The organism is Caulobacter sp. 602-2, from assembly GCF_011043625.1.
Lineage (GTDB): Bacteria > Pseudomonadota > Alphaproteobacteria > Caulobacterales > Caulobacteraceae > Caulobacter.
The window spans coordinates 78,169-101,743 of sequence record NZ_JAAKGT010000005.1; the positions used below are offsets into that span (position 1 = coordinate 78,169).

Genomic DNA, 23,575 nt, shown 5'->3' on the forward strand with positions numbered 1-23,575 from the left:
CCCCCTACTCGCCCGCGATGATCTCGCCGTCGTCGTCTTCCTCGGAGGGCCCGTACATCAGCCATTCGCTGTCGGGCCGGTCTTCGCCGCCTGCCCGCTCGGCCTGCATCATCAGGGCCAGCCAGCGCGTCCCCGTCATCCGCAACACCATGATCGCCTCCAGGACTCAAGGTCGTTATTGAGAGTGACTCGCAATATCGAACCAATCAAGGCGATTTCGATGCTTAAGGCGTCCTACCTATGAGCGTGGGCCTAGAAGCGCGCAGTGGCCGCGCGACGCGCCATCAGCACCCGCTCGCGACGGCGGGAGGCTTCGCGCTCCAGGTGCGGCGCAACCTCGGCCGCTCGCCGGCGTTCCTCGGGCGTGCCGCTGACGTCCAGGCGGCGCACGTTGCTCAGCAGTTGCGCCAGTTCGGCGTCCCTGAGGCTGGGGATGCGGTCGATCAGCGTCATGGCCACGCTCCATTTGAATTCTGCGACGTTGATAACCACAACGCCCGAAGTGCTTTGAAGGTGATGCTTCAGCTCAAAAAAATAAAATATCGATGTTCCGCTTGCTATTGGCGGGATGAGCTTCTAGAAGACCGTCATCGAATTCGCTGCCGCTCGATCCGCTATTCCACGCTTCTTTCTGAAGAAGCCCCGGGCCAGCCCTCCGACCTCCAACGAAATTGATCGCTTCCCGGCATACGCCGCGAGGCGCCCTGCACTACGATCTAAAGGACTACCCCAATGGCTATCGGCACCGTGAAATGGTTCAACGGCACCAAGGGCTTCGGCTTCATTCAGCCTGAAGACGGCGGCAACGACGTCTTCGTGCACATCTCGGCCGTCGAGCGCGCCGGCATGACCTCGCTGAACGAAGGTCAGAAGGTCAGCTACGAGCTCGAGCAAGACCGCCGCAGCGGCAAGGTCTCGGCCGGCCAGCTGCAGTCGGCCTAAAGGCCGCGCTGCACAAGCGACCCGCGAACGGGCCGGCTCACCGCCGGCCCGTTTTGCGTTTTTGGACCGCACTTTGATCAAACGCGCCATTGAGTGGACGCGGGGCCCGGCCACGCCTAGGTTCGCGCCGTTCGAACACCTCCGGCCCGACATGCGTCCGATCCGCCTCGCCCTCGCCGCCCTCGCCCTGATGACCCTGGCCGCCTGCGGCTCGGTGTCGCGCGACGCCTTCAAGGCCAGCGACCTGGCCGGCCCGCCGCCGTCCGGCCTGTCGGACATCCGCTTCAACGCCAGCGACAGCGCCGCGGGCATCCGCTTCGCCGACGCCGCCCGCAACCGCGCCCGCCACCAGCAGACCTTCGACGTCCTGGCCCTGTCGGGCGGCGGCTCCAACGGGGCCTACGGCGCGGGGGTCATCACCGGCTGGACCAAGACCGGCGAGCGGCCCGAGTTCGACATCGTCACCGGCGTCTCGACCGGCGCCCTCACCGCCCCCTTCGCCTTCCTCGGCCCCACCTGGGACGATCGCCTGGCCGAGGTCTACACCGGCGACGCCGCCGACCGGATCCTGCAGCCGCGCGGGCTGGGCGTGCTGTTCCATCCCAGCTTCTACGACAGCGGCGCCCTGCGCGGCCTGGTCGACAAGTACGCCGACGCCAACATGATGCAGGCCATCGCCGCCGAGCATGCCCGCGGCCGGCGCCTCTTGATCGCCACCACCAACCTCGACACCGAGGAGACGGTGATCTGGGACATGGGGGCCATCGCCTCCAAGGGCGACGAGGCCTCGCGCGAGCTGTTCCGCGACGTGCTGGTGGCCTCGGCCAGCATCCCCGGCGTCTTCCCGCCCGCCCTGATCCAGGTCGAGGGCCACGGCCGGCGGCTGTCGGAGATGCATGTCGACGGCGGGGTGACCATCCCGTTCTTCGTCGCTCCCGAGTCGCTCCTGCTGTGGACCGCCGATCGCGGCACGGCCAAGCCGGGGCGGATCTTCGTGGTCGTCAACGGCCAGGTCGGCGGCGTCTTCGGCTTCACCAAGGGCGGGGCCCTGTCGATCGTCGGCCGCTCGTGGCAGACCATGAGCAAGGCCCTGATCCGCACCCACCTGGCCGCCAGCGCCGGCTTCGCCCAGCGCAACGGCGGCCAGCTGTTCTACAGCGCCATTCCAGACGCCGCCGAGGCCGACACCTCGGGCCTCGACTTCGCCGCCGGCAACCGCAAGACCCTGTTCCGCATGGGCTACGACCGCGCCGTCGCCGGCTGGGCCTGGAGCGTCGCGGCCGCCCCCGCCGAACCTCCGGTCGTACCCGCGCCGCCGGCCAAGAGCGGGCGTTAAGCCACACCGCTAACAGCGCTTTTCCAGACTCCCCGACTCTGGGGTTGCGCCGACCTGACTCCGTCTCTAAAGGGGCGGCTTAACCTGCAAGATGGTCGACAGCGGGCGCGCGGATGTGCGCGACCGTGTCTTTGCGCGAGTTAGCCATGCCCAAACGTACCGACCTCTCCTCGATCCTGATCATCGGCGCTGGCCCGATCGTCATCGGTCAAGCCTGCGAGTTCGACTATTCGGGCGTCCAGGCCTGCAAGGCGCTGCGCGCCGAAGGCTACCGGATCATCCTGGTCAACTCGAACCCGGCCACGATCATGACCGATCCGGACGTGGCCGATGCGACCTACATCGAGCCGATCACCCCCGACATGGTCGCCAAGATCATCGAGAAGGAGCGTCCTGACGCCCTGCTCCCGACCATGGGCGGCCAGACGGCGCTGAACACCGCGCTGGCCCTCGAAGAGTCCGGCGTGCTGAAGAAGTTCGGCGTCGAGATGATCGGCGCCAAGGCCGAGGTCATCGACAAGGCCGAGGACCGCCAGAAGTTCCGCGACGCCATGGACAAGCTGGGCCTGGAATCGCCCCGCTCGCGCGCCTGCCACACCCTGGAAGAAGCCCTGGAAGGCCTGGACTTCGTCGGCCTGCCGGCGATCATCCGTCCGTCCTTCACCCTGGCCGGCACCGGCGGCGGCATCGCCTACAACATGGAAGAGTTCCGCGAGATCGTGGAACGCGGCCTCGACCTGTCGCCCACCACCGAAGTGCTGGTGGAAGAAAGCGTCCTGGGCTGGAAGGAATACGAGATGGAAGTGGTCCGCGACACCGCGGACAACTGCATCATCGTCTGCTCGATCGAGAACATCGACCCGATGGGCGTCCACACCGGCGACTCGATCACCGTCGCCCCGGCCCTGACCCTGACGGACAAGGAATACCAGTGGATGCGCGCGGCCTCGATCGCCGTGCTGCGCGAGATCGGCGTCGAGACCGGCGGCTCGAACGTCCAGTTCGCGCTGAACCCGGCCGACGGCCGCATGGTCGTCATCGAGATGAACCCGCGCGTGTCGCGCTCGTCGGCCCTGGCGTCGAAGGCCACCGGCTTCCCGATCGCCAAGGTCGCCGCGCGCCTGGCCGTCGGCTACACGCTGGACGAACTGAAGAACGACATCACCGGCGGCGCCACCCCGGCCTCGTTCGAGCCGTCGATCGACTACGTCGTCACCAAGATCCCGCGCTTCGCCTTCGAAAAGTACCCGGGCTCCGAGCCCCTGCTGACCACCGCGATGAAGTCGGTCGGCGAAGTGATGGCCATCGGCCGCACCTTCAAGGAAAGCGCCCAGAAGGCCCTGCGCGGCCTGGAGACCGGCCTGACGGGCTTCGACGAGGTGGAGATCCACGGCGCTGAGGATCCCGACACCGGCAAGGCCGCGGTCATCCGCGCCCTGGGCGTGCCGACCCCGGATCGTCTTCGGGTCATCGCCCAGGCCTTCCGCCACGGCCTGACCGTGGAAGAGATCAACGCCGCCTGCAGCTATGAGCCGTGGTTCCTGCGCCAGATCGCCGAGATCGTTCGCCAGGAAGGCCTGGTCCGCGCCGGCGGCCTGCCGACCACGGCCCAGGGCTTCCGCGAGCTGAAGGCCCAGGGCTTCTCCGACGCCCGTCTGGCCAAGCTGACGGGTTCGACCGAGAAGGCCGTCCGCGCCGCTCGCCAGGCCCTGAACGTGCGCCCGGTGTTCAAGCGCATCGACAGCTGCGCCGGCGAGTTCCTGGCCTCGACGCCCTACATGTACTCGACCTACGAGTTCGGCGCCCTGGGCCAAGTTCCCGAGTGCGAGAGCGAGCCCTCCGACCGCAAGAAGGCCGTCATCCTCGGCGGCGGTCCCAACCGGATCGGCCAGGGCATCGAGTTCGACTACTGCTGCTGCCACGCCGCCTTCGCGCTCGACCAGATCGGCGTGGAGTCGATCATGGTCAACTGCAACCCCGAGACCGTCTCGACCGACTACGACACCTCCGACCGCCTGTACTTCGAGCCGCTGACGGCCGAGGACGTGCTGGAGCTGCTGCACGTCGAGATGAGCAAGGGCGAGCTGGCCGGCGTCATCGTGCAGTTCGGCGGGCAGACCCCGCTGAAGCTGGCCCACGCCCTGGAAGAGGCCGGCGTGCCGATCCTGGGCACCAGCCCCGACGCCATCGACCTGGCCGAAGACCGCGAGCGCTTCCAGCAACTGCTGAACGGTCTGCAGATCGCCCAGCCGGAAAACGCCATCGCCCGCAGCTGGGACGAGGCCCGCGCCGAAGGCGAGAAGATCGGCTTCCCGTTCGTGATGCGTCCGTCCTACGTGCTGGGCGGTCGCGGCATGGAGATCATCCGTGATCACGAGGCCATGGAGCGCTACATCGCCGGCGCCGGCGAGATCTCGCTCGAGCACCCCATCCTGCTCGACCACTATCTGAGCCGCGCGACCGAGGTCGACGTCGACGCCCTGTGCGACGGCGAGAGCGTTTTCGTGGCTGGCGTGCTGGAGCACATCGAGGAAGCCGGCGTCCACTCGGGCGACTCGGCCTGCTCGATGCCGCCCTTCTCGCTGAAGGCCGAAACCATCGCGGAGCTGAAGCGCCAGACGGTGCAGATGGCCCTGGCCCTGAACGTGCGCGGCCTGATGAACGTGCAGTTCGCCATCGAGGAGCCGCACGGCGAGAACCCGCGCATCTACGTGCTGGAAGTGAACCCGCGCGCCTCGCGCACCGTGCCGTTCGTGGCCAAGACCATTGGTCAGCCCGTGGCCGCCATCGCCGCCAAGCTGATGGCCGGCGCCAAGCTCGCCGAGTTCGGCCTGAAGGACGAGCCCTACGACCACATCGCGGTCAAGGAAGCCGTCTTCCCGTTCGCCCGCTTCGCCGGCGTCGACACGGTGCTCGGCCCGGAAATGCGCTCGACCGGCGAGGTCATGGGCCTCGACTGGATCCGTGAAGGCGAAACGGGCCTCGGTCCCGCCTTCGCCCGCGCCTTCGCCAAGAGCCAGCTGGGCGGCGGCGTGAAGCTGCCGACCGCCGGCACCGCGTTCGTGTCGGTCAAGGAAAGCGACCGTCCGTGGATCGTCGAACCGGTTCGCCTGCTTCAGCAGGCCGGCTTCAAGGTGATCTCTACCGTCGGCACCCGCGCCTACCTCGCCGAACAAGGCGTCGAGGTCGAGCTGGTTAAGAAGGTGCTGGAAGGCCGTCCCAACATCGTCGACGTGATGAAGAACGGCGGCGTGCAGCTGGTGTTCAACACCACCGAAGGCAAGCAGGCCCTGGAGGACAGCTTCGACATCCGCCGCACCGCGCTGATGATGAAGGTGCCCTACTACACCACCAGCGCCGGCGCCCTTGCCGCCGCCCAGGCCATCGCCGGCGCCCCGGCCGAGTCGCTCGACGTGCGCCCGCTGCAAAGCTACGCCTGAGCGACGCACCGTCTTTGAGACACGACAAGCCGCCCGGAGCGATCCGGGCGGCTTTTTCGTTTCCGAGATCCTCCCCCTGAAGGGGGAGGTGGCCCGGAGGGCCGGAGGGGGAAGCGTCTGGTGACGTCAGTGCGCCCCCGAGCCCAGCAGTCCCTTCCCTCGCCTGCGCGCCTCACCTACAGACGTCTCCCAGCCGGAAGCCGCCATGACCGCCTACACCGCCGCAAACGTCGCCCGTCTCGCCGAGCGCCTGCTCGACGCCAGCCTGCCCAAGGCCGAGTGGACCCACGCCGCCCACCTGGTCGCGACCCTGCGTCTGGTCCGCACCCGCAACGACGGTCTCGAGCGCGACCTGCCCGGCGTCATCCGCGCCTACAACGAGGCCGTCGGCGGCGTGAACGACGACACGAGCGGCTATCACGAGACCATCACCCAGGCCTATCTGGCCGCCATCCGGGGCTTCGTCGCCGCCCTGCCCGCCGGGCTCGACGACGGCGAAGCGGCCGCCCGCCTGCTGGCCACGCCGCTGGGCGACAAGGCCTGGCCGCTGGCTTTCTGGTCGCGCGAGCGGCTGTTCTCCGTCGAGGCCCGCCGCGGCTGGGTCGCCCCCGACCTCGCGCCGCTGGAGCACACGCCGGCGGAGATCGCGCGGTGACCCTGATCCTCACCCTGGCCCTGCTGGCGGCCAACCTGTTCTGCTTCCTGCTGTTCGCTCACGACAAGGCCGCCGCCGTGCACGGCGAGCGCCGCGTGCCCGAGCGGGTGCTGCTGCTGTCGGCCGCCCTGTGCGCCGCGCCCGGCGCGCTGCTGGCCCAGCGCTGGCTGCGCCACAAGACCCGCAAGCAGCCGTTCGGCGCCTGGCTGACCCTGATCGTCTTCGCCCAGGCCTGCACCGTCGCCGGCCTGGGCGTCCTGGCCTATCGCGCCTCATGACCCAGCGCCTGCTGACCCTGCTCCGGGGCAAGACCCCGCCCCGGCCCGTCGATGCGCTGAAAGGCGGCGGCGGCGCGCTGCTGGGCCTGCTGTTCGCGGGCGTGCTGGGACGCTTGGCGGTCGGCGGCGGCGACTGGCTGCATCCGCTGCTGGTCGCGCCGATCGGCGCCTCGGCGGTGCTGGTCTTCGCCGTGCCGGCCAGCCCCCTGGCCCAGCCGCGCGGCGTGATCGGCGGCAACATCGTCTCGGCCTTCATCGGGATCACGGTCGCCCTGCTGCTGCCAGGCCACCCGCTGGTCGCCGCGCCTCTGGCCGTAGGGCTGGCCATCGCCGCCATGATCTTGCTGGGCTGCCTGCACCCGCCCGGCGGCGCGGTTGCCCTGATCACCGTCATCGGCGGGCCGGCCGTGACCAAGGCCGGCTATCTCTTCGCGCTCAATCCGGTGGCCGTCGACTCGGTGCTGCTGGTCGCCGCCGGCATGGTCTGGAACCGCCTGGTCGGCCGCTCCTATCCGCACAAGGCGCCGGCCCCGCCGCCCAGCCCCCACGGTACGGCCGATCCCCTGCCCGCCTCGCGCATCGGCTACGACGCCGGCGACCTCGACAAGGCCCTGGCCCGCTACGGCGAACTGCTCGACGTCAGCCGCGAGGACCTCGACGTCCTGTTCCGCGAGGTCGAGATCCAGGCCCACCAGCGCCTGCACTCGCAGATCCGCTGCGGCGAGGTGATGTCGCGCGACGTCATTCGCCTGGACCGCGCCCAGTCGGCCGAAAGCGCCCTGGCGTTCCTGCAGAGCCACGACCTGCGCGCAGCCCCGGTGGTCGACGAGGAAGGCCGCGTTATCGGCATGGCCCGGCGGGCCGAGCTGCAGGCCAACCGCCGCCGCACCGTCGAGGCCGCCCTGGACCCGTTCGTCCACCGCGTGCGCGAAGGCACGCCGATCGCCGCCCTGCTGCCGATCCTCTCCACCGGCCAGACCCACGAGGCCATGGTCGTCGATCGCGACCGCAAACTGGTGGGCGTGATCACCCAGACCGACCTGATCGCCGTGCTCTATCGCGCCCACATCGTCGAGAGCGTGCTCTGACGAGGCTTGACTGACGCACGCGTCGCCGCGCCATCCTGGCGACAAATCGATAGGGGAAACGCCATGCTCGTCGTCCACCACCTGAACAACTCGCGCAGCCAGCGCGTGCTGTGGCTGCTGGAGGAGCTGGGCGTTCCCTACGAGGTCAGGCGCTACGAGCGCGACGCCAAGACCATGCTGGCCCCGCCCGAACTGCTGGCCATCCACCCGCTGGGCAAGTCGCCGGTGATCACCGACGGCGACAAGACCATCGCCGAGACCGGCGCCATCATCGAGTACATCCTCGACACCTACGGGAACGGCCGCCTGATACCGCCGGCCGGCACGCCCGAGCGCCTTCGCTTCACCTACTGGCTGCACTACGCCGAGGGCTCGGCCATGACGCCGCTGCTGCTGAAGCTGGTCTTCACCGCCCTGCCCGCGCGCGCGCCGGGCCTGCTGAAGGGCCTGGTCAAGACCATCGCGGCCAAGGCCCAGTCGGGCTTCGTCGACCCGCAGCTGAAGAGCCATATCGACTACTGGAACGGCGAGCTTTCCAAGTCCGAGTGGTTCGCCGGTTCCGAATTCACCGCCGCCGACGTGATCATGAGCTTCCCGCTGGAAGCGGCCGTGTCGCGGGCCGGCGCGGGCTCACGCCCCAAGGTGAAGGCCTTCCTCGACCGGATCCACGCCCGCCCCGCCTATCGCACGGCCCTCGAACGCGGCGGCGAGTACGCCTACGCCGACTAGAACAGCGCCCTGCAACTCACGGCCGAGCTTGCGCCTGCGACACGGCGACGCTCGGCCGCGATCTTAAGACTTCGCACACCACGGAGGCGCAAAACCTCTCCCTGAAAGCCGCCGATCCATGGCTCAGCTTGCCCGGAGATCGAGTTTGTCCCTGTCGCGTGTTCGAACCTGGCGTGATCTGCTTCACGCCCTGGGTCGGACACTGACCGCAACCTCCGCGATCATCGTCACTTTACTGGTCGTAACGTTGTCCAGCGCCTCGCCGCGCGACCCGGGCCGCGTCGCCGCCGTCTTCCCGCCCTGGTGGACGCCGGCCCGCGCCGCCGGCGCCGCCACCTCGGCCGGCGACATCGCCGGCGCCGGCGCGGTTCCCTTCGTCCTGATCCTGCGCGGCGATCCGGCCACGCTGGGTCAGCGCCTCCGCGCCGCCGGCGCCATCGTCCTGCTCGACCCCGACACCGCCGGCGTCTGCGCCAAGACCGTCCTGGAGCCCCGTCCATGAGCACGAAGCCCTCGAACCTCGACGCGCAACGCCGGTCCGGCGGCCGCCTGATCCTGCTGCTGACCGCCCTGATGGCGCCGATCGTCGTCGCCGCCCGCTTCCTGGTGGGCGAGCCGGTGCTGGGCGTCGCCGTGGCCGCGGCCATGGTCGCCGCCCTGGCGGCCGGGGCCGTCCTGCACCGCGGCGAAACCGCCACCGGCCGGATCCTGTCGGGCGTGGCCCTGATGGCCCAGGTCTCGCTGCTGGTCGCCGCCCTCGGCGGCCACGGCTGGCAGATCGACATGCACATGGCCTACTTCGCGGCCCTGGCCCTGCTCGTGGTCTATTGCGACTGGACCGTCATCGCCGCCGCGGCCGCCACGGTCGCCGTCCACCACCTCGCGCTCAGCTACCTGCTGCCGACCGCCGTCTTCCCAGGTTCGGCGAGCCTTGGCCGGGTGCTGGTCCACGCCGTCATCCTGATCGTCGAGGCCGGCGCCCTGATCGCCGCAACCTTCAGCATCCACCGCGTCATCGGCCTGGCCGAGCGGGCCCGCGCCAAGGCCGAGGCGGCCATGCAGGAGGCCCGTGAGGCCGACGCCGCCGCCGACAGCGCCCGCCGCTCGGAAGAGGAAGGTCGCATCGCCCACGCCGCCGTCCAGGCCGCCGCCGAGCGCCAGCGCGCCGACATGGTCGACTCTCTGGCCCAGAGCCTGTCGCGCCTGGCCAAGGGCGACCTTTCGGTGCGGCTGGTCGAGCAGTTCTCCGAATCGTACGAGCAGCTGCGCGCCGACTTCAACCAGGCCGCCGGCAAGCTGGCCGGGGCGCTGGCGATCATCGACGAGCGCGCCTCGGGCGTGCGCAACGGTTCCGACCAGATCGCCGGCGCGGCCGCCAACCTGTCGCGCCGCACCGAGCAGCAGGCCGCCAACCTGGCCGAGACCGCCAGCGCCATGGACGAGATCACCGCCACCGTCGGGCAGACGGCCGACGGCGCCCGCAAGGCCGCCGCCGTCGTGGCCCGGGCCCGCGAGGACGCCCGCCGCTCGGGCGAGGTGGTCGGCGAGGCCGTCGACGCCATGGGCGCGATCGAAACCTCGGCCACCCAGATCTCGCGTATCATCGGGGTGATCGACGAGATCGCCTTCCAGACCAACCTTCTGGCCCTGAACGCCGGCGTCGAAGCCGCCCGCGCGGGCGAGGCGGGCAAGGGCTTCGCCGTGGTCGCCTCCGAAGTGCGGGCCCTGGCCCAGCGTTCGGCCGAGGCCGCCAAGGAGATCAAGCAGCTGATCACCACCTCGACCCGCCAGGTCGGCGAAGGCGTCGAACTGGTCGGCCGCACCGGCGAGGCGCTGGAACGGATCGTCTCGCAGATCGCCGAGATCGACGGCCTGGTTTCCGAGATCGCCGCCAGCGCCCAGCACCAGGCCCAGGGCCTGACCCAGGTCAACACGGCGGTGAATCAGATGGACCAGGTGCTGCAACAGAACGCGGGCCTGGTCGAGGAGACCGCCGCCGCCACCCACGCGCTGAACGACGACGCCGGCGAGCTGGCCCGTCTGGTCGGCCAGTTCCAGCTGCCCGGCGATCGCCTGGCGGGGACTTCGACGCGCGGTCTGCAGCGGGCCTGAGGACCTGTCGCCGCCGTCAGCTTGACCACGCAACCGTTGCGGCGCGTGAGACTTGCTTATCCGGAATGCGGCGCCTATCCTCTCAGCCCCCGGTCGCGCTCGCCAGCGACTGGAAGTCTTCCTCCCCTTAGGGCGAACCGAGCTAAAATCCACTATGGAAAAAGTGCCGATGACCGTCGTGGGTTATCAAACCCTCGACGAAGAACTGAAGCGTTTGAAGACGGTCGAACGGCCCGCCGTGATCGCCGCGATCGCCGAGGCGCGCTCGCACGGCGACCTTTCGGAAAATGCCGAGTACCACGCCGCCAAGGAACGCCAGGGCTGGATCGAAGGTCAGATCGCCGAGATCGAGGACAAGATCGCTCGCGCCCAGGTCATCGACGTCTCGAAGCTCTCGGGTTCGCAGGTCAAGTTCGGCGCCACGGTCAGCGTGGTCGACGAGGACACCGAAGAAGAAGCCCGCTACCAGATCGTGGGCGACCACGAGGCCGACGTGAAGTCGGGCCGCATCTCGCTGAGCTCGCCGCTGTCGCGCGCCATGATCGGCAAGGAAGTCGGCGAAGTGGTCGAGGTCAACACGCCCGGCGGCGTGAAGGCCTACGAGATCCTTAAGGTCGAGTGGGTCTAGGCTTCGGCCCTGACCCCGCCATAAAGTCCGGCCAATCGCCGCGGAGTCGCCCGTTCAGGGTGGTTCCGCGGCGTTCGCCGTTTTGAGGGCTGGAGCGATGAGCGCCAATCAGACGCCAGGTTCCGAACCGCTGACCATCTGGGCCGTCTCCGACGGTCGCGCCGGCATCGAGGCCCAGGCCGTCGGCCTGGCCGAAGCCATCGCGCGCAAGCGACCGGCCAGGATCGTCGTCAAGCGCGTGGGCTGGAGAGGCCGCACCAGCCGCCTGCCCTGGTGGCTCGTCTGGCTGCCGCGCCGCTGGCTGACGCCGGAAAGCGAGATCACCCCGCCCTGGCCCGACCTGTGGGTCGCCGCCGGCCGCGCCACCCTGCCCCTGTCGATCCGGCTGAAGAAATGGTCGGGCGGCAAGACCTATGTCGTGCAGATCCAGGACCCGCGCGTCCCGGCCCACATGTTCGACCTGGTGATCCCGCCCAAGCACGACCGCCTGACCGGCGACAACGTCGTGCCGATCACGGGCTCGCCCCACCGCGTGTCGCAGGCCCGTCTCGACGCCGAGTACGACAAGTTCAAGGACGTCATCGAGGCCCTGCCCCGTCCGCGCGTGGCGGTGCTGCTGGGCGGCAAGTCCAAGGCCTTCGACCTTTCGGTCGAGCGCGCCGCGCAGATGGCGCACGAGATCCAGCTGCCGCTGGAGCAGGAAGGCGGCAGCCTCTTGATGACCTTCTCGCGGCGCACGCCCGAGCCGGCCCGCGCCCTGCTGGCCGCCCGCCTGCGCGACCTGCCGGGGATCATCTGGGACGGCGAAGGCCCCAACCCTTATTTCGCCTTCCTGGCCGCGGCCGACTACATCCTCGTCAGCGAGGACTCGACCAACATGGCCACCGAGGCCGCCTCGACCGGCAAGCCGGTGTTCATCCTCAAGATGGAAGGCCACAGCCTGAAGTTCCGCCTCTTCCATGAGGAGCTGGAGCGCCAGGGCGCGGCCCGCCCCTACGGCGGGGCCTTCCACGGCTGGACCTACGAGCCGGTCGACGAGACCGGCCGCGCCGCCGCCGAGGTGCTGGCGCGGATGGACGCCCGGAACGCCAAGGCCTAGCCTTCCGCGATGATCCTCGCCGTCCTGCAAGCCCGCATGAGCTCCACCCGCCTGCCGGGCAAGGTGCTGATGCCGATCGTCCGCGCGCCGATGATCATCCGCCAGATCGAACGCGTCTCCCGCTCGCGCCGCATCGACAAGCTGGTGGTGGCCACCAGCACCGATCCGCTGGACGACGCCATCGAGGCCGCCGTGCGCAAGGACGGCGTCGCCGTGCACCGCGGTCCGCTGGCCAATGTGCTGGAGCGCTTCGTCGGCGCGCTGGACGCGCATCCGGCCGACCACGTGGTGCGCCTGACCGCCGACTGCCCGCTGGCCGACCCGACGGTCATCGACGCCACCATCGACCTGCACCTGTCGTCCGGAGCCGACTACACCAGCAACAGCCCCGAAGGCGCGGCCTACCCTAAGGGTCTCGACGTCGAGGTGATCACGGCTTCGGGGCTGCGCCGCGCCGCCGCGCAGGCCGACAGTCCCGAGGCCCGCGAGCACGTCACCTGGGACGTCTGGAACAATCCCGACCGCTGGAACCTGGCCTGGCTGCCCGACGCGCCCGGCGAAGGCGACGTGCGCTGGACCGTCGACCGGCCCGACGACTACGCCTTCGTGGCGGCGGTCTATGACGCGCTCTATCCGAACAACCGGGCCTTCACCTCCGACGACGTCCGCGCCTTCGTGAAAGGCCGGGAAGACCTGCTGAACTACGGCGGCGACCGACGGGCCTAGAGCCGGGTGCGACAATCGCGCCGCATCCCTTAAGGACAGGGTTAACAAAGTATTCGGCAAAGCGGCCCCAGGCTGCTGCCGCGACCGCTCCACCGGTTCGCGCCAGCTTTGAGGGGCCTCCGGTCAGGGGGCGGACGGACATGCGCGCCCTGCCGGACATCCGGGGTCTGAAGTACCCCGACGAGTTCATCGCCCGCCACTTCTTCAAGCGCGGCCTGCACCAACGCGCCGGCAAGGTCGTGGAACTGGGCGGCGGCACGGGCAACAACCTGTCGCTCTACGCCGCCTACGGCTGGACCCTGACCAATGTCGACTATTCGGCCGCGGCGCTGGAAGACGCCCGCTGGAACCTGGGCGAGGCCGCGACCCTGATCCAGGCCGACCTGTCGCTGGGCCTGCCCGACGGGATCGAAGGTCCGATCGACGTCCTGCTGATCCCCAACCTGCTCTGCTACCTGACCAACGCCCAGGCCAATCGGGTGCTGACCGCCGTGCGCGAGAAGTTGGCGCCGAACGCCGAGGTCTTCGTTCGCACCCGCCTCGTCGACGACTATCGCTACGGCCGAGGCGTCGCCGAGGAACCGGACGGCTTCCGGCTGGCCACGCCGGAGACCGGCGAAGAAGGCCTGTTCAACCTGTTCTACACCGAGGCGGGCCTGGTGAACCGTCTGCGCGACGAGCTGGGCCTGGCCCAGCCGGACGTCTTCCGCGTCTGCTTCGACAACCTGCAGGCCGGCGTCCGCGTGCCCAGCAACAGCGACCTCGTGGTCTGGGGGGCCGCGTCGTGAACGGCCGCATCCGCATCGTCGGCGGCGGCCTGACCGGGATCATGGCCGCCTTCGAGGCCCATCGCCTGGGCTGGCGCGACATCGAGCTGCACGAGCGCTTCGACGCCCTGGGCGGGGTTGCCCGCCCCAAGGTCGTGAACGGTGCTGAGATGCGCGACGGCTGCGTCTATTTCGGCCCTGAGGGCGACGCTCTGGTCGAACGCCTGAAGACGCAAGGCGCGGCCTTCGAGACCTTCGACAACCGCTTCGGCTCGCTCAGCCTCGACGGCGCGGGCAAGCGCGTCTTCACCTGGGACTTCGGCGGCCCGGCCGTGGACTGCGCCAGCCTGCGGATCGCCCGGCCGGCCGGCGACAGCCTGGCCGACCGCATCGCCGCCTATCCCTCGCCGATCGCCGAGACCCTGTCCGAGTACTGCCGCTGGCACCTGGGCGCCGACCTTTCCGCCGTGCACGGCGACGCGGCCATTCCGCTGGCCATCAACCGGGTCTATCCGGCCGGCGCCGAGACCCCGGCCCTGGTCGCGCTGAAGGCCTCGAACGAATGGGCCGACGAGCTGTACGGCGTCCCGCGCGGCCTTTCGGGTCGCACCGCCAACGTCACAGCCAGCCTGCCGGCCGGCGGCTTCACCGCCCTGTTCGAAACCTGCCGCCGCGCGCTGGAGGCCCTGGGCGTCGACATCCGGTTCGAGAGCCTGATCTCGCCGCGCCAGGTGATGGCCGAGCACGCCGCCGGCGACACCGTAGTGTGGGCCGCCAACCCGACGCCGCTGTTCAAGCCGATGGGCCTTTCGACCCCGTCGCTGGTGAAGAAGAGCTTCTTCACCTACGTCTTCGAAGCCGATTTCGACGGCCCCTGCCCCGTCTACGTCCAGAACTTCACGGCCAAGGGCGACTGCTTCCGGGCCTATCTGTACGAGAGCGGCGGCAAGACCCTGGTGGTGGCCGAGTGCGTGCGCGAGGCCGACCTGCGCGCCCTGCCCGGCGAGATCCGCGGCCTGCTGTCGGGCTTCGGCTCGCTGAAGACCGGCGCCCTGCTGCACTCGGGCGCCCAGCCGCGCTGGATCTATCATTCGCGCGACGCCATCGCGGGCCTTGGCCAGCTGCGCGCGAAGCTGACCGAGCGCTTCGGCGCCTCCTTCGTCTGCGGCGCCTGGGAGCCCTACGGCAAGAGCGCCAAGCTGGCCGAGGTGGACGCCGCCCTTGCGTCGGCACGCGCCGCGCCCGCCGCCGGCGGCCTGGCCCTGGTCGGATGAACCAGACCTCGCCCCCGAGAACGGCGGCGATCATGCAGCCGACCTATCTGCCGTATCTGGGCTATTTCCAGCTGATGTCGGCCAGCGACGTCTTCGTCTTTCTCGACGACGTGCAGTTCGCCCGCCGCTCGTGGCAGTCGCGCAACCGGATCCTCACCGCCCAGGGCGAGCTGATGCTCACCGTGCCAGTGAAGAAGCACGACCGCGACACGCCGATCCACGCTATCCGCATCGACGACAGCCAGACTTGGCGCGACAAGCACCTGGCCGCCATCCGTCACGCCTACGGCAAGCGGCCGTTCTTCGCCGAGGGCTTCGCCTTCGTAGCCGAGCAACTGGCCCGCGAACACGACGGCGCCCTGGCCGACCTGACCTGCGGCCTGGCCCAGGCCGCGGCCGAGCAGATCGGCATCGACACACAATTCGTCCGCGCTTCGAGCCTGAACGCGGTCGGCGCCCGCTCCGAACACCTGCTGGCCATCTGCCGCACGGTGCAAGCCGAGGCCTACGTCTCGCCGACCGGATCGGCCGACTACATGGAAGAGGACGGCGTCTTCGCCGCCGCCGGCTTCCCGGTTCGCTTCAAGCCCTGCAATCTGGCGGAGTATCCCCAGGGTCGGCCGGAGTTCACGCCCTATATGAGCTTCGTCGACGCCCTGATGAACGTCGGCTGGACCGGGCTGAAGGCGCTGGTCGCTGCTTAGGGCTCGACCACCGGCAGAGACCTGAGCGCTTCTTCGTACGCGTCCCGAGCGAAGGCGATAGGAGCCAGCCCGGCATAGCCTTCGTCGCCGGCATATCGCCCGAAGGCGCTCCAGCGCACGACGTCGCCCTCGACCTCGATCCGCGCATAGAACGGATCGCACGCCCACTCGCCGCACTGGCAGCCGAGCAGCACCGTGCCGTCATCGCCCGTCGGCCAGTCGCCTCGCCCCAGGTAGTGGCGATCGAGCGGCCCGAAGCGGAAGTACTCCGGGATCAGGCCGCCGCGTTCTTCGCTCGAGAGCTTGTCGAACCCCTGCTCGCGCTCGAAGGCCGCAACGAAGTCGATCAACGACACGCCATCGATCCAGGGCACGACGATGGTCGTTCCGCCCTCGCGCGCCAGGCTCTCGAAGGCGATCGCGCTGAGCCTCACCCGGCCACCATGTCCCAGGCCAACGGTTCGCCGCGGGTCAGGGCGCGGGCCGCGGGACGGCCCAGAACCTTGTCGAGATCGGCCGGCGGCAGGCCGTTGCCCGGACGCACCGAGCGGACATTGTCGCGGGTCAGCGGCGCGCCGGCCGGCACGTCGGCGGTGACGTAGAGCGAGCGGCGGAACAGCAACGAGCCCTGCTCGGAGCCCAGCACGTCATAGTGAGCGCGGCCGAGCGAGGCCCAGGCGTTCTTCGTGTCGTCGACCAGGGCCTTGAACTCGGCCGGCTCCAGGCTGAAGGCGGCGTCGGGGCCGCCGTCGGCGCGGGCCAGGGTGAAGTGCTTTTCGACCGCGCAGGCGCCGACCGACACCGCCGCCACCGAGGCGGCCGTGCCTGGCGTGTGGTCCGACAGCCCGATCGGGCAGCCGAAGCGGGCGGCCATGTCGGCCACGGTCCGCACGTTGGCGTCGGCGAAGGTGGCCGGATAGCTGGACACGCAGTGCAGCAGCAGCACGCCCGGCGCGCCGGCTTCCAGGGCGGTGCTGCGGGCGGTCTCGATCTCGGCCAGGTTGGCCATGCCGGTCGAGATGATCAGCGGCTTGCCCTGGCTGGCGGCGTAGCGGATCAGCGGCAGGTCGACGGCCTCGAACGAGGCGATCTTGTAGGCCGGCGCGTCGAGCCCCGCCAGCAGGTCGACCGCGGTCTCGTCGAAGGGGCTGGAGAAGATGGTCACGCCGCGCTTGCGGGCCCGCTCGAAGATGGCCGCGTGCCACTCGAACGGGGTGTGGGCCTCTTCGTACAGTTCGTACAGGCTGCGTCCGTCCCACAGGCCGCCGTGGATCTTGAACTCGGGCCGGTCGACGTCGAGCGTGATGGTGTCGGCGGTGTAGGTCTGGATCTTGATGGCGTCGCAGCCGGTGTCGGCGGCGGCGTCGACCATCTCAAGGCAGCGGTCGAGGCTGCCGTTGTGGTTCCCCGACAGCTCGCAGATCACGTAGGGCGGATGGTCCGCGCCGATCTTGCGGCCGGCGATCTCGATTTCGGGCGAAGCGGTCATGGGCGGAAACTCACGCGGTTTGTTGCCTATTAACCCTGAAATCGTGGACGAGCCGTCAATCCCCGCCGCCATCGCCCCCGCAGCTTCCGCCGTCGGAGGACGAACCGAAGTCTGATGACGATGAAGAGGACGAGCTGTCGAAAGAGTGGCTCGTGCCGCTGTCGCCGCCGTCGCCCTTCTTGCCGCCGGCCTTGGCCTCGGCGGGCTTTGCCATCTGCAGCGCGGTGCCCAGGCCCCCGCCGATGGCGATGCCCACCCCGATGCCGATCGCCAGATTGTCGAGCGCCAGGCCCAGCGCGACCCCGATCGCCGTACCGACGCCGATCCCGATGTTCAATCCGCCCTTCATGGGCTCCCCTATCAACTCAGCGACCGATCTCTATGACGGCCGCCTCTCCCGCCAAGGTCTGCCGAAAAATAACCTAGGCGTAGATCGTTTGCCTCAAGCCGCGGCGGCGTAGGCCAGCGCGGCGCGAACGTCGTCGGCTTCGAGGTAGGGATACTCCTGCAGCACCTCGCCTGGCGTCATGCCGGCCGCCAGCATTTCCAGGATATCCTGAACCCGCACCCGCAGATCGCGGATGCAGGGGCGACCGCCGGCCTTGCCAGGATCGATCGTGATGCGTTCCAGCAACGGGTTCATGGCGTGCAATGTAGCGCAGGAGCGGAATCGCGCCTAGATATCGCCCATGTCCACCACCGCTCCCCGCCAGACGCGCTGCCTGATCATCGGTTCGGGCCCCGCCGGCTACACCGCCGCCATCTACGCCGCCCGCGCGCTGCTCAAGCCCGTGCTCATCGCCGGCATCCAGCCGGGCGGCCAGCTGACCATCACGACCGACGTCGAGAACTATCCAGGCTTCGCCGACGTCATCCAGGGGCCCTGGCTGATGGACCAGATGCGCGCCCAGGCCGAGCACGTGGGCACCGAGTTCGTCAGCGACATCGTGATGTCGGTCGACCTCTCCAAGCGTCCGTTCGTGGTCAAGACCGACAGCGGCCAGGACTGGATCGCCGAGACGATCATCATCGCCACCGGCGCCCAGGCCAAGTGGCTGGGCCTGGAGAGCGAGAGCAAGTTCCAGGGCTTCGGCGTTTCGGCCTGCGCCACCTGCGACGGCTTCTTCTATCGCAACAAGGAAGTCGTGGTGGTCGGCGGCGGCAACACGGCCGTCGAGGAAGCCCTGTTCCTGACCAGCTTCGCCAGCAAGGTCACGCTGGTGCACCGCAAGGACGAGCTGCGGGCCGAGAAGATCCTGCAGGAGCGCCTGCTGGCCCATCCGAAGGTCGAAGTGGTCTGGGACAGCGTCATCGACGAGGTCGTCGGCGACAGCGAACCGATGGGCGTCACCGGCGTGCGCCTGAAGAATATCAAGACCGGCGAGTTCACCGAGCTTGCGACCGACGGCGTGTTCATCGCCATCGGCCACGCTCCGTCGTCGGAGCTGTTCGCCGGCCAGCTGGAAGTCGGCCCGGGCGGCTACCTGAAGGTCAAGCCGGGCACGGCCTCGACGGCCATCGAAGGCGTCTACGCCGCCGGCGACGTCACCGACGACGTCTACCGCCAGGCGGTGACCGCCGCCGGCATGGGCTGCATGGCCGCCCTGGAGGCGGTGCGGTTCCTGGCCGAGGAAGACCACAAGAAGGCTCACCATCCGATCAGCCACGCCGAAGCCAACGAAATCGGCGCCTGGTAGGGCCGGGTTTGATCGAAGCTTGAGAGGGGGCGACGAAAGTCGCCCCCTTTTTCGTTCGGTCGGCCCCTCCGGCCCTTCGTCCAAGGCGCTCCCCCTGAAGGGGGAGCTGTCGTGGAGCGACTGAGGGGGAAGAAACTTCCCACGTCGAGGCCCGGCTCAGGCTCATCAGGAACTTCCCCCTCCGGCCCTCCGGGCCACCTCCCCCTTCAGGGGGAGGATCTGGAGGGACGGGCCTTTGCCCGTGGGGGATCTTCTAGAGCGGGTTCAGCAGGTTGGGCGGCCGGGGTTTCGGCTTGGGCGGCGGCGGCGGAAGGGGCTCGACGACCGGCGGCGGGGCGGGCTTGGCGGCGGCTTCGGCCTGGACCTCGGGCAGCACTTCCAGGGCCTTGTTGATGCGGGCGATCTCTTCGGGGGTGGCGATGCGGCGACCGGCGACGCTGCCTTCGACCCGGATGCGCTCGCCCCCCGGCGCGGCGGCGTCGGGGATCACCACCAGCCTGGCGTCCTTCAGCGCCGCGCTCGGCGCCGGGCCGCCCAGGGTCTGGGCGAGGTTCTGGGCCAGGACGGCCGGCGGCGCGGCCTCCAGCGTGCGCGGGTCCGCGCCCATCAGGGTGTCGGCCGAGATCCTGGTCTCGCCGCCGGCGTAGCGGCCGTTGAAGGCGGCCAGCCTGCCCGAAGGGCCGGTCCAGCGGTAGAAGATGTGCGTGCCGACTTGGCGCAGCTTCACGAGGGTCGGCGCCCAGTACGGGGCCACATAGTCGGCGTGGTAGTGGGTTGCCACGCCCACGTCCTTCATCACGAAGCCCGACAGCGCCCGCCGGGCCACGGCCTGGGCGCGGTCCCAGATCGTCGGAACCACCGTCTTCTCCAGCGAGCCGTCGCAGGTGAAGCTGAACTGGCAGCCGGTGCTGCGCAGCGAGCCCTCGTAGATCACGCCGCAGATCGACTTGGGATAGCCCGGATGTCGCAGGCGGTTGAGCACGGTCTGGGCCACGGCCTGCTGGCCTTCGGGCGCCTCGAAGCCGGCCTCGAAATAGACCGCCTGGGTCAGGCAGTGCAGAGCCCGGGCCCGCTCCTCGCCCGAGGCCTTGAGCACGAAGGGCCTGGCGGCCTCGATCGGCAGGGGCGCGGGCAGGCGGTAGCCGTTGATCAGCCGCGCATCCGCAAAGTCCGGCACGCCGTCGCCCAGCACCGGGATGGTGGCGATGTCGATCACCTCCCAGCCCTTCACCCGGCCCCAGTAGTCCTTGCGCGGGCGCGGGTCGTGACGACGGGCCAGGGCCAGCATCGCCGGATCCATGTCGGCCGTGTAGCGCGCCAGACCCGCGTCGGAGAGCGCCCCGGCCTCATTGGCCACCCCCGCCGCCCGGCCGTGCTGGCGCGGCAGGTGCCAGGCCGTCGCGCACGCAGAAAGGCCGCCGACGGCGATCAGCGCCGCGGCGGCCTTCTTGCCCGGATGTCGCCTTGGGGACGGCACGCGGGGTGTTCGGATTACTTGCTCAGGGTCGAGCGCAGCATCCAGGCGTGCTTTTCGTGGGCCGCCAGGCGCTGGGTGTAGAGGTCGACGGTGGCCTCGTCGCCCGCCTCGTCCGGAGCCTCGATGGCGCCGCGCAGGGTGGCGATGACCGTCTCGTTGTCGGCCAGCAGTTCCTTGATCATGCCCTCCCAGTCCTTTTCGGCGTCGCCGTCCTTGATGCTGGAGAGGTTGCCGAAGGCGGCGTAGCCCTGCGGGGCCAGTTCGCCCAGGGCGCGAATGCGCTCGGCGATCAGGTCAAGAGCGGCCCATTCTTCGTTGTATTGGCCTTCCAGGAGGATATGCAGGGACTGGAAGTAGGGCCCGCGAACATTCCAGTGATAGCCGTGCGTCTTGAGGTAGAGCGCATAGCTGTCGGCCAGGACCTTATTCAATCCCTGCGCGATGTCAGCGCGTTGCTTGGCCGAGATGCCGATGTTCGGAGCGGTCGCCATTCATGATCTCCCGTGTTGCGTGTCCTAGGTAAGCGTGTCCATGCTCTTGGCAAGCCTGCTCATGAGCGCGGAGCAAGAATGAACAAAAACGATCCGCTCGCCCCTACGCCGACGCCGCGCCGTGCGGCGTCCGCCCTGCTAAGCGCGTGGCTTATACCAGAGGTTCCTCCGCCGTTCTGGCGGGCGTCGCTGGCCGCGATCGTGGCCACGCTGGCGGCGCTGGGCATGCGCTTCGCCCTGCTGGGCCCCGACCAGACGCTGGGCGCGACCCAGGCCTTCTTCCCCGCCATGGTGCTGGTGACGCTGTACGCCGGCTGGCGCTGGGGCCTTGCGCCCATGGCCAGCGGGGCGGCGCTGGGCTGGTGGCTGTGGGCCGGACGCTACGGCGACACCATGAGCGAACCGCAGACGGCCTCGATGGTGCTGTACCTGGTCTCGGCGACGGCCACGACGGCCGTGGCCCACGGCATGCGCGAGGCCGTCATCGGCCTGGGCGAGGCCCGCCGCCGCCAGCAGGACGCCGAGACGCGGCTGGACGTGACCCAGGCCGCGGCCGGGGTCGGCCCGTGGGAGTGGGACGTGGCCACCGGGGCCCTGCACCTGTCGCCGGCCGCGCGGCGCAACCTTCGCCTGCCGCCGGACGGTCCGCTGGACTTCGAGCAGGTGGCCGCCGCCGTGCATCCCGAGGACCGGCCGCGGGTGCAGGACGAAATCCGGCGGGCGATCAAGAGCGGGCCGCTCTACGAGGTGGAGTACCGGCTGGTGGACGGTCCGGACGGCGAGCGCTGGATCCACGGCCTGGGCCGGATCGAGCGCGACGCGGCGGGCCGGGCCTTGCGCGTGCTGGGCGTCAATTTCGAGGTCACGAAGCGCCGCCAGGCCGAGGAAGGCCTGCGCGAAAGCGAGGCCCGCTTCCGGGCCCTGGCCGACAGCGCGCCGGCCCTGATGTGGATCACCGGCATGGGCGGGGCGCGGGAGTTCGTCAACGCCGCCTATGTCGACTTTGCCGGGGCCGACTATCGCGACGCCCTGACCCTGGACTGGCGCACCCGCATCCACCCCGAGGACCTGCCGGGCATCCTCAAGGCCCAGATCGCCGGCGAGGCCTCGCGCAGACCGTTCAGCCTGGAGGCGCGCTATCGCCGGCCCGACGGCCAGTGGCGGTGGCTGAAGTCGTTCTCGCAGCCACGCTACGGCCCCGGCGGCGGCTTCGCCGGCTTCATCGGCATCGCCTTCGACGTCAGCGACGCCAAGGAGGCCGAGGCCAAGCTGACCGGCATGAACGAGCTTCTGGCCGACAAGGTCGACGCCGCCGTCGCCGAGCGCGACCTGGCCCAGGCCGCGCTCAGCCAGGCCCAGAAGCTGGAAGCCATCGGCCAGCTGACCGGCGGGGTGGCCCACGACTTCAACAACCTGCTGACCGTGGTGATCGGCGCGCTCGACGCGGTGCAGCGCCATCCCGACGACGCGCGCCGGCGCGACAAGATGATCGACGCGGCGCTTTCGGCCGCAAGGCGCGGCGAGAAGCTGACCCAGCACCTGCTGGCCTTCGCCCGCCGCCAGCCGCTCAATCCGGAGATCTGCCGCGTCGACCGCCTGATCGCCGAGAGCGAGGCGCTGCTGCGCCGGGCGGTGGGCGAGGTCTTGCCGCTGAAGCTCAGCCTGGGCTCGGGCACCCGTACGGCGCGGATCGACGCGGGCCAGTTCGAGGCGGCCCTGCTGAACCTGGTGGTCAACGCCCGCGACGCCAGTCCGCCCGGCGGGACGATCGTGGTGGAATCCGGTCCGGAGACCTTCGACAAGCCGCGCGGCGAGCTGAAGCCCGGGGCCTATCTGCGCGTCTCGGTGCGCGACGAGGGCAAGGGCATGGACGCGGCCACCATCGCCCGCGCCTTCGAGCCGTTCTTCACGACCAAGGCCTCGGGCAAGGGCACGGGGCTTGGCCTGTCGCAGGTCTACGGCTTCGTGCGCCAGAGCGGCGGCGAGGTGGAGATCACCTCGAAGCCGGGCCACGGCACGACGGTGTCGCTGCTGCTGCCGGCCAGCCACGAGGGCGCGATCCTGCAGGCGGCGCCGGTCGCCCCGCCCGCCCCGCGCCCCGGCGTCGATGTGCTGCTGGCCGAGGACGACGTCGAGGTCGGCGACCTGGTCGAGGCCATGCTGCTGGAGCTGGGCCACAACGTCCGCCGGGCCGGCGACGCCGACGAGGCCCTTGAGGTGGCCCGCGCCCACCCGGAACTGGGCCTGCTGGTCACCGACGTGATGATGCCCGGCGACAAGAGCGGCGTGGATTTGGCGGCCATCCTCTCGGCCGAACGGCCCGAACTGCCGATCCTGCTGAGCTCGGGCTACACCGGCCAGGAGCTGGCGGAAGCCCGCGCCGCGCCCTGGCCCCTTCTGCGCAAGCCCTATGCGCTGGACGCGCTGGTGCGGGCCATAGACCAGGCCTTCGAGACCCGCCGCCCGCACTGATCCGCCCTTGGACCGAACGGGCGTCCTTGCGCGCCGTCGCGGGATTTTTCGTCCGCATGCTTTGCATTCGAGGAACGAGCGGCTATATCTGGATAGCCCCTTATGCTCACTTTCAGCATAAGTCGCGACGCCGGACGGAGCCGCAACCTTTGCCCGGCGTTTTTTGAGGCC

At 69.7% G+C, this 23,575-nt stretch carries 25 protein-coding genes; 17 read left to right on the forward strand and 8 right to left on the reverse strand.

The annotated features are described in order from the left end of the window. Positions 1-4: 4 nt before the first annotated feature. Together G5B46_RS12430 and G5B46_RS12435 are read right to left on the reverse strand one after the other, a co-directional pair. Positions 5-151, reverse strand: a complete 147-nt coding sequence (locus G5B46_RS12430; protein WP_165259074.1) for a hypothetical protein — start codon at positions 149-151, stop codon at positions 5-7. Between the two features lie 101 nt (positions 152-252). Continuing rightward, a complete protein-coding gene (locus G5B46_RS12435; protein ID WP_165259075.1) occupies positions 253-453 on the reverse strand; it encodes a hypothetical protein in 201 nt (66 codons plus the stop codon). A 279-nt stretch (positions 454-732) separates the two neighbouring features. Between G5B46_RS12435 and G5B46_RS12440 the strand changes: the two genes are divergently transcribed. The 15 genes from G5B46_RS12440 (at position 733) to G5B46_RS12510 (ending at position 15,778) form a co-directional block, all read left to right on the forward strand. Continuing rightward, a complete protein-coding gene (locus G5B46_RS12440) occupies positions 733-942 on the forward strand; it encodes a cold-shock protein (RefSeq protein WP_058346787.1) in 210 nt (69 codons plus the stop codon). A 151-nt stretch (positions 943-1,093) separates the two neighbouring features. Then, a complete protein-coding gene (locus G5B46_RS12445; RefSeq protein ID WP_165259076.1) occupies positions 1,094-2,278 on the forward strand; it encodes a patatin-like phospholipase family protein in 1,185 nt (394 codons plus the stop codon). 146 nt (positions 2,279-2,424) lie between these two features. Continuing rightward, positions 2,425-5,718 (forward strand): carbamoyl-phosphate synthase large subunit, encoded by a 3,294-nt coding sequence (gene carB, locus G5B46_RS12450; RefSeq protein WP_165259077.1) that lies wholly within the window; start codon positions 2,425-2,427, stop codon positions 5,716-5,718. Positions 5,719-5,923: 205 nt separating this feature from the next. Further along, positions 5,924-6,373, forward strand: coding sequence for a hypothetical protein (locus G5B46_RS12455; RefSeq protein ID WP_165259078.1), 450 nt, complete (start codon positions 5,924-5,926; stop codon positions 6,371-6,373). Next, entirely contained in the window at positions 6,370-6,651 is a 282-nt protein-coding gene (locus G5B46_RS12460) for a DUF1294 domain-containing protein (protein ID WP_346764914.1), read from the forward strand. Before G5B46_RS12455 ends, G5B46_RS12460 begins: the two co-directional genes overlap by 4 nt. Further along, positions 6,648-7,739: an HPP family protein gene (locus tag G5B46_RS12465; RefSeq protein WP_165259079.1), complete on the forward strand. Its 1,092-nt coding sequence runs from the start codon at positions 6,648-6,650 to the stop codon at positions 7,737-7,739. Before G5B46_RS12460 ends, G5B46_RS12465 begins: the two co-directional genes overlap by 4 nt. A gap of 63 nt (positions 7,740-7,802) precedes the next feature. Continuing rightward, a complete protein-coding gene (locus tag G5B46_RS12470) occupies positions 7,803-8,468 on the forward strand; it encodes a glutathione S-transferase (RefSeq protein ID WP_165259080.1) in 666 nt (221 codons plus the stop codon). A gap of 145 nt (positions 8,469-8,613) precedes the next feature. Next, complete coding sequence (locus G5B46_RS12475; protein ID WP_240903458.1) at positions 8,614-8,970, forward strand: hypothetical protein; 357 nt, start codon at positions 8,614-8,616, stop codon at positions 8,968-8,970. Then, entirely contained in the window at positions 8,967-10,580 is a 1,614-nt protein-coding gene (locus tag G5B46_RS12480; RefSeq protein WP_165259081.1) for a methyl-accepting chemotaxis protein, read from the forward strand. Before G5B46_RS12475 ends, G5B46_RS12480 begins: the two co-directional genes overlap by 4 nt. Positions 10,581-10,734: 154 nt before the next feature. After that, complete coding sequence (greA, locus tag G5B46_RS12485) at positions 10,735-11,208, forward strand: transcription elongation factor GreA (protein WP_165259082.1); 474 nt, start codon at positions 10,735-10,737, stop codon at positions 11,206-11,208. Positions 11,209-11,305: 97 nt separating this feature from the next. Continuing rightward, positions 11,306-12,307: an ELM1/GtrOC1 family putative glycosyltransferase gene (locus G5B46_RS12490; RefSeq protein WP_165259083.1), complete on the forward strand. Its 1,002-nt coding sequence runs from the start codon at positions 11,306-11,308 to the stop codon at positions 12,305-12,307. Positions 12,308-12,316: 9 nt separating this feature from the next. Then, positions 12,317-13,033, forward strand: coding sequence for an NTP transferase domain-containing protein (locus G5B46_RS12495; protein WP_165259084.1), 717 nt, complete (start codon positions 12,317-12,319; stop codon positions 13,031-13,033). A gap of 140 nt (positions 13,034-13,173) precedes the next feature. Continuing rightward, positions 13,174-13,821, forward strand: a complete 648-nt coding sequence (locus tag G5B46_RS12500) for a class I SAM-dependent methyltransferase (protein ID WP_165259086.1) — start codon at positions 13,174-13,176, stop codon at positions 13,819-13,821. Next, the gene (locus tag G5B46_RS12505) at positions 13,818-15,074 is read left to right on the forward strand and encodes a flagellin modification protein FlmF (protein WP_165259088.1); all 1,257 of its coding nucleotides are present in this window, start codon (positions 13,818-13,820) and stop codon (positions 15,072-15,074) included. The genes G5B46_RS12500 and G5B46_RS12505 overlap by 4 nt, the downstream gene beginning before the upstream one ends. Next, complete coding sequence (locus G5B46_RS12510) at positions 15,071-15,778, forward strand: WbqC family protein (RefSeq protein ID WP_165259090.1); 708 nt, start codon at positions 15,071-15,073, stop codon at positions 15,776-15,778. The genes G5B46_RS12505 and G5B46_RS12510 overlap by 4 nt, the downstream gene beginning before the upstream one ends. Here G5B46_RS12510 and G5B46_RS12515 read toward each other — a convergent pair. The 4 genes from G5B46_RS12515 to G5B46_RS12530 all read right to left on the reverse strand — a co-directional run bounded on the left by G5B46_RS12515 (position 15,775) and on the right by G5B46_RS12530 (position 17,910). Next, positions 15,775-16,212 carry a hypothetical protein gene (locus G5B46_RS12515; RefSeq protein ID WP_165259091.1) on the reverse strand — a complete coding sequence of 146 codons (438 nt, stop codon included), beginning with the start codon at positions 16,210-16,212 and terminating at the stop codon, positions 15,775-15,777. The genes G5B46_RS12510 and G5B46_RS12515 overlap by 4 nt on opposite strands. After that, positions 16,209-17,267: a pseudaminic acid synthase gene (gene pseI / locus G5B46_RS12520; RefSeq protein ID WP_165259093.1), complete on the reverse strand. Its 1,059-nt coding sequence runs from the start codon at positions 17,265-17,267 to the stop codon at positions 16,209-16,211. Before pseI ends, G5B46_RS12515 begins: the two co-directional genes overlap by 4 nt. 55 nt (positions 17,268-17,322) lie before the next feature. Further along, positions 17,323-17,616 carry a hypothetical protein gene (locus G5B46_RS12525; RefSeq protein ID WP_165259095.1) on the reverse strand — a complete coding sequence of 98 codons (294 nt, stop codon included), beginning with the start codon at positions 17,614-17,616 and terminating at the stop codon, positions 17,323-17,325. A gap of 93 nt (positions 17,617-17,709) precedes the next feature. Beyond that, positions 17,710-17,910 carry a DUF433 domain-containing protein gene (locus tag G5B46_RS12530; RefSeq protein WP_165259097.1) on the reverse strand — a complete coding sequence of 67 codons (201 nt, stop codon included), beginning with the start codon at positions 17,908-17,910 and terminating at the stop codon, positions 17,710-17,712. A gap of 46 nt (positions 17,911-17,956) precedes the next feature. Between G5B46_RS12530 and trxB the strand changes: the two genes are divergently transcribed. Then, positions 17,957-18,964, forward strand: a complete 1,008-nt coding sequence (gene trxB / locus G5B46_RS12535) for a thioredoxin-disulfide reductase (protein ID WP_165259098.1) — start codon at positions 17,957-17,959, stop codon at positions 18,962-18,964. A gap of 253 nt (positions 18,965-19,217) precedes the next feature. On the opposite strand, the gene G5B46_RS12540 is transcribed toward trxB, so the two are convergent. Further along, on the reverse strand, positions 19,218-20,441 hold the full coding sequence (locus G5B46_RS12540) for a cell wall hydrolase (protein WP_165259100.1): 1,224 nt from the start codon (positions 20,439-20,441) through the stop codon (positions 19,218-19,220). A gap of 14 nt (positions 20,442-20,455) precedes the next feature. Further along, positions 20,456-20,932: a Dps family protein gene (locus G5B46_RS12545; RefSeq protein ID WP_116488582.1), complete on the reverse strand. Its 477-nt coding sequence runs from the start codon at positions 20,930-20,932 to the stop codon at positions 20,456-20,458. 78 nt (positions 20,933-21,010) lie between these two features. Here G5B46_RS12545 and G5B46_RS12550 point away from each other — a divergent pair, with 78 nt between their 5' ends. Next, a complete protein-coding gene (locus tag G5B46_RS12550) occupies positions 21,011-23,404 on the forward strand; it encodes a PAS domain-containing hybrid sensor histidine kinase/response regulator (RefSeq protein ID WP_165259102.1) in 2,394 nt (797 codons plus the stop codon). Positions 23,405-23,575: the final 171 nt, after the last annotated feature.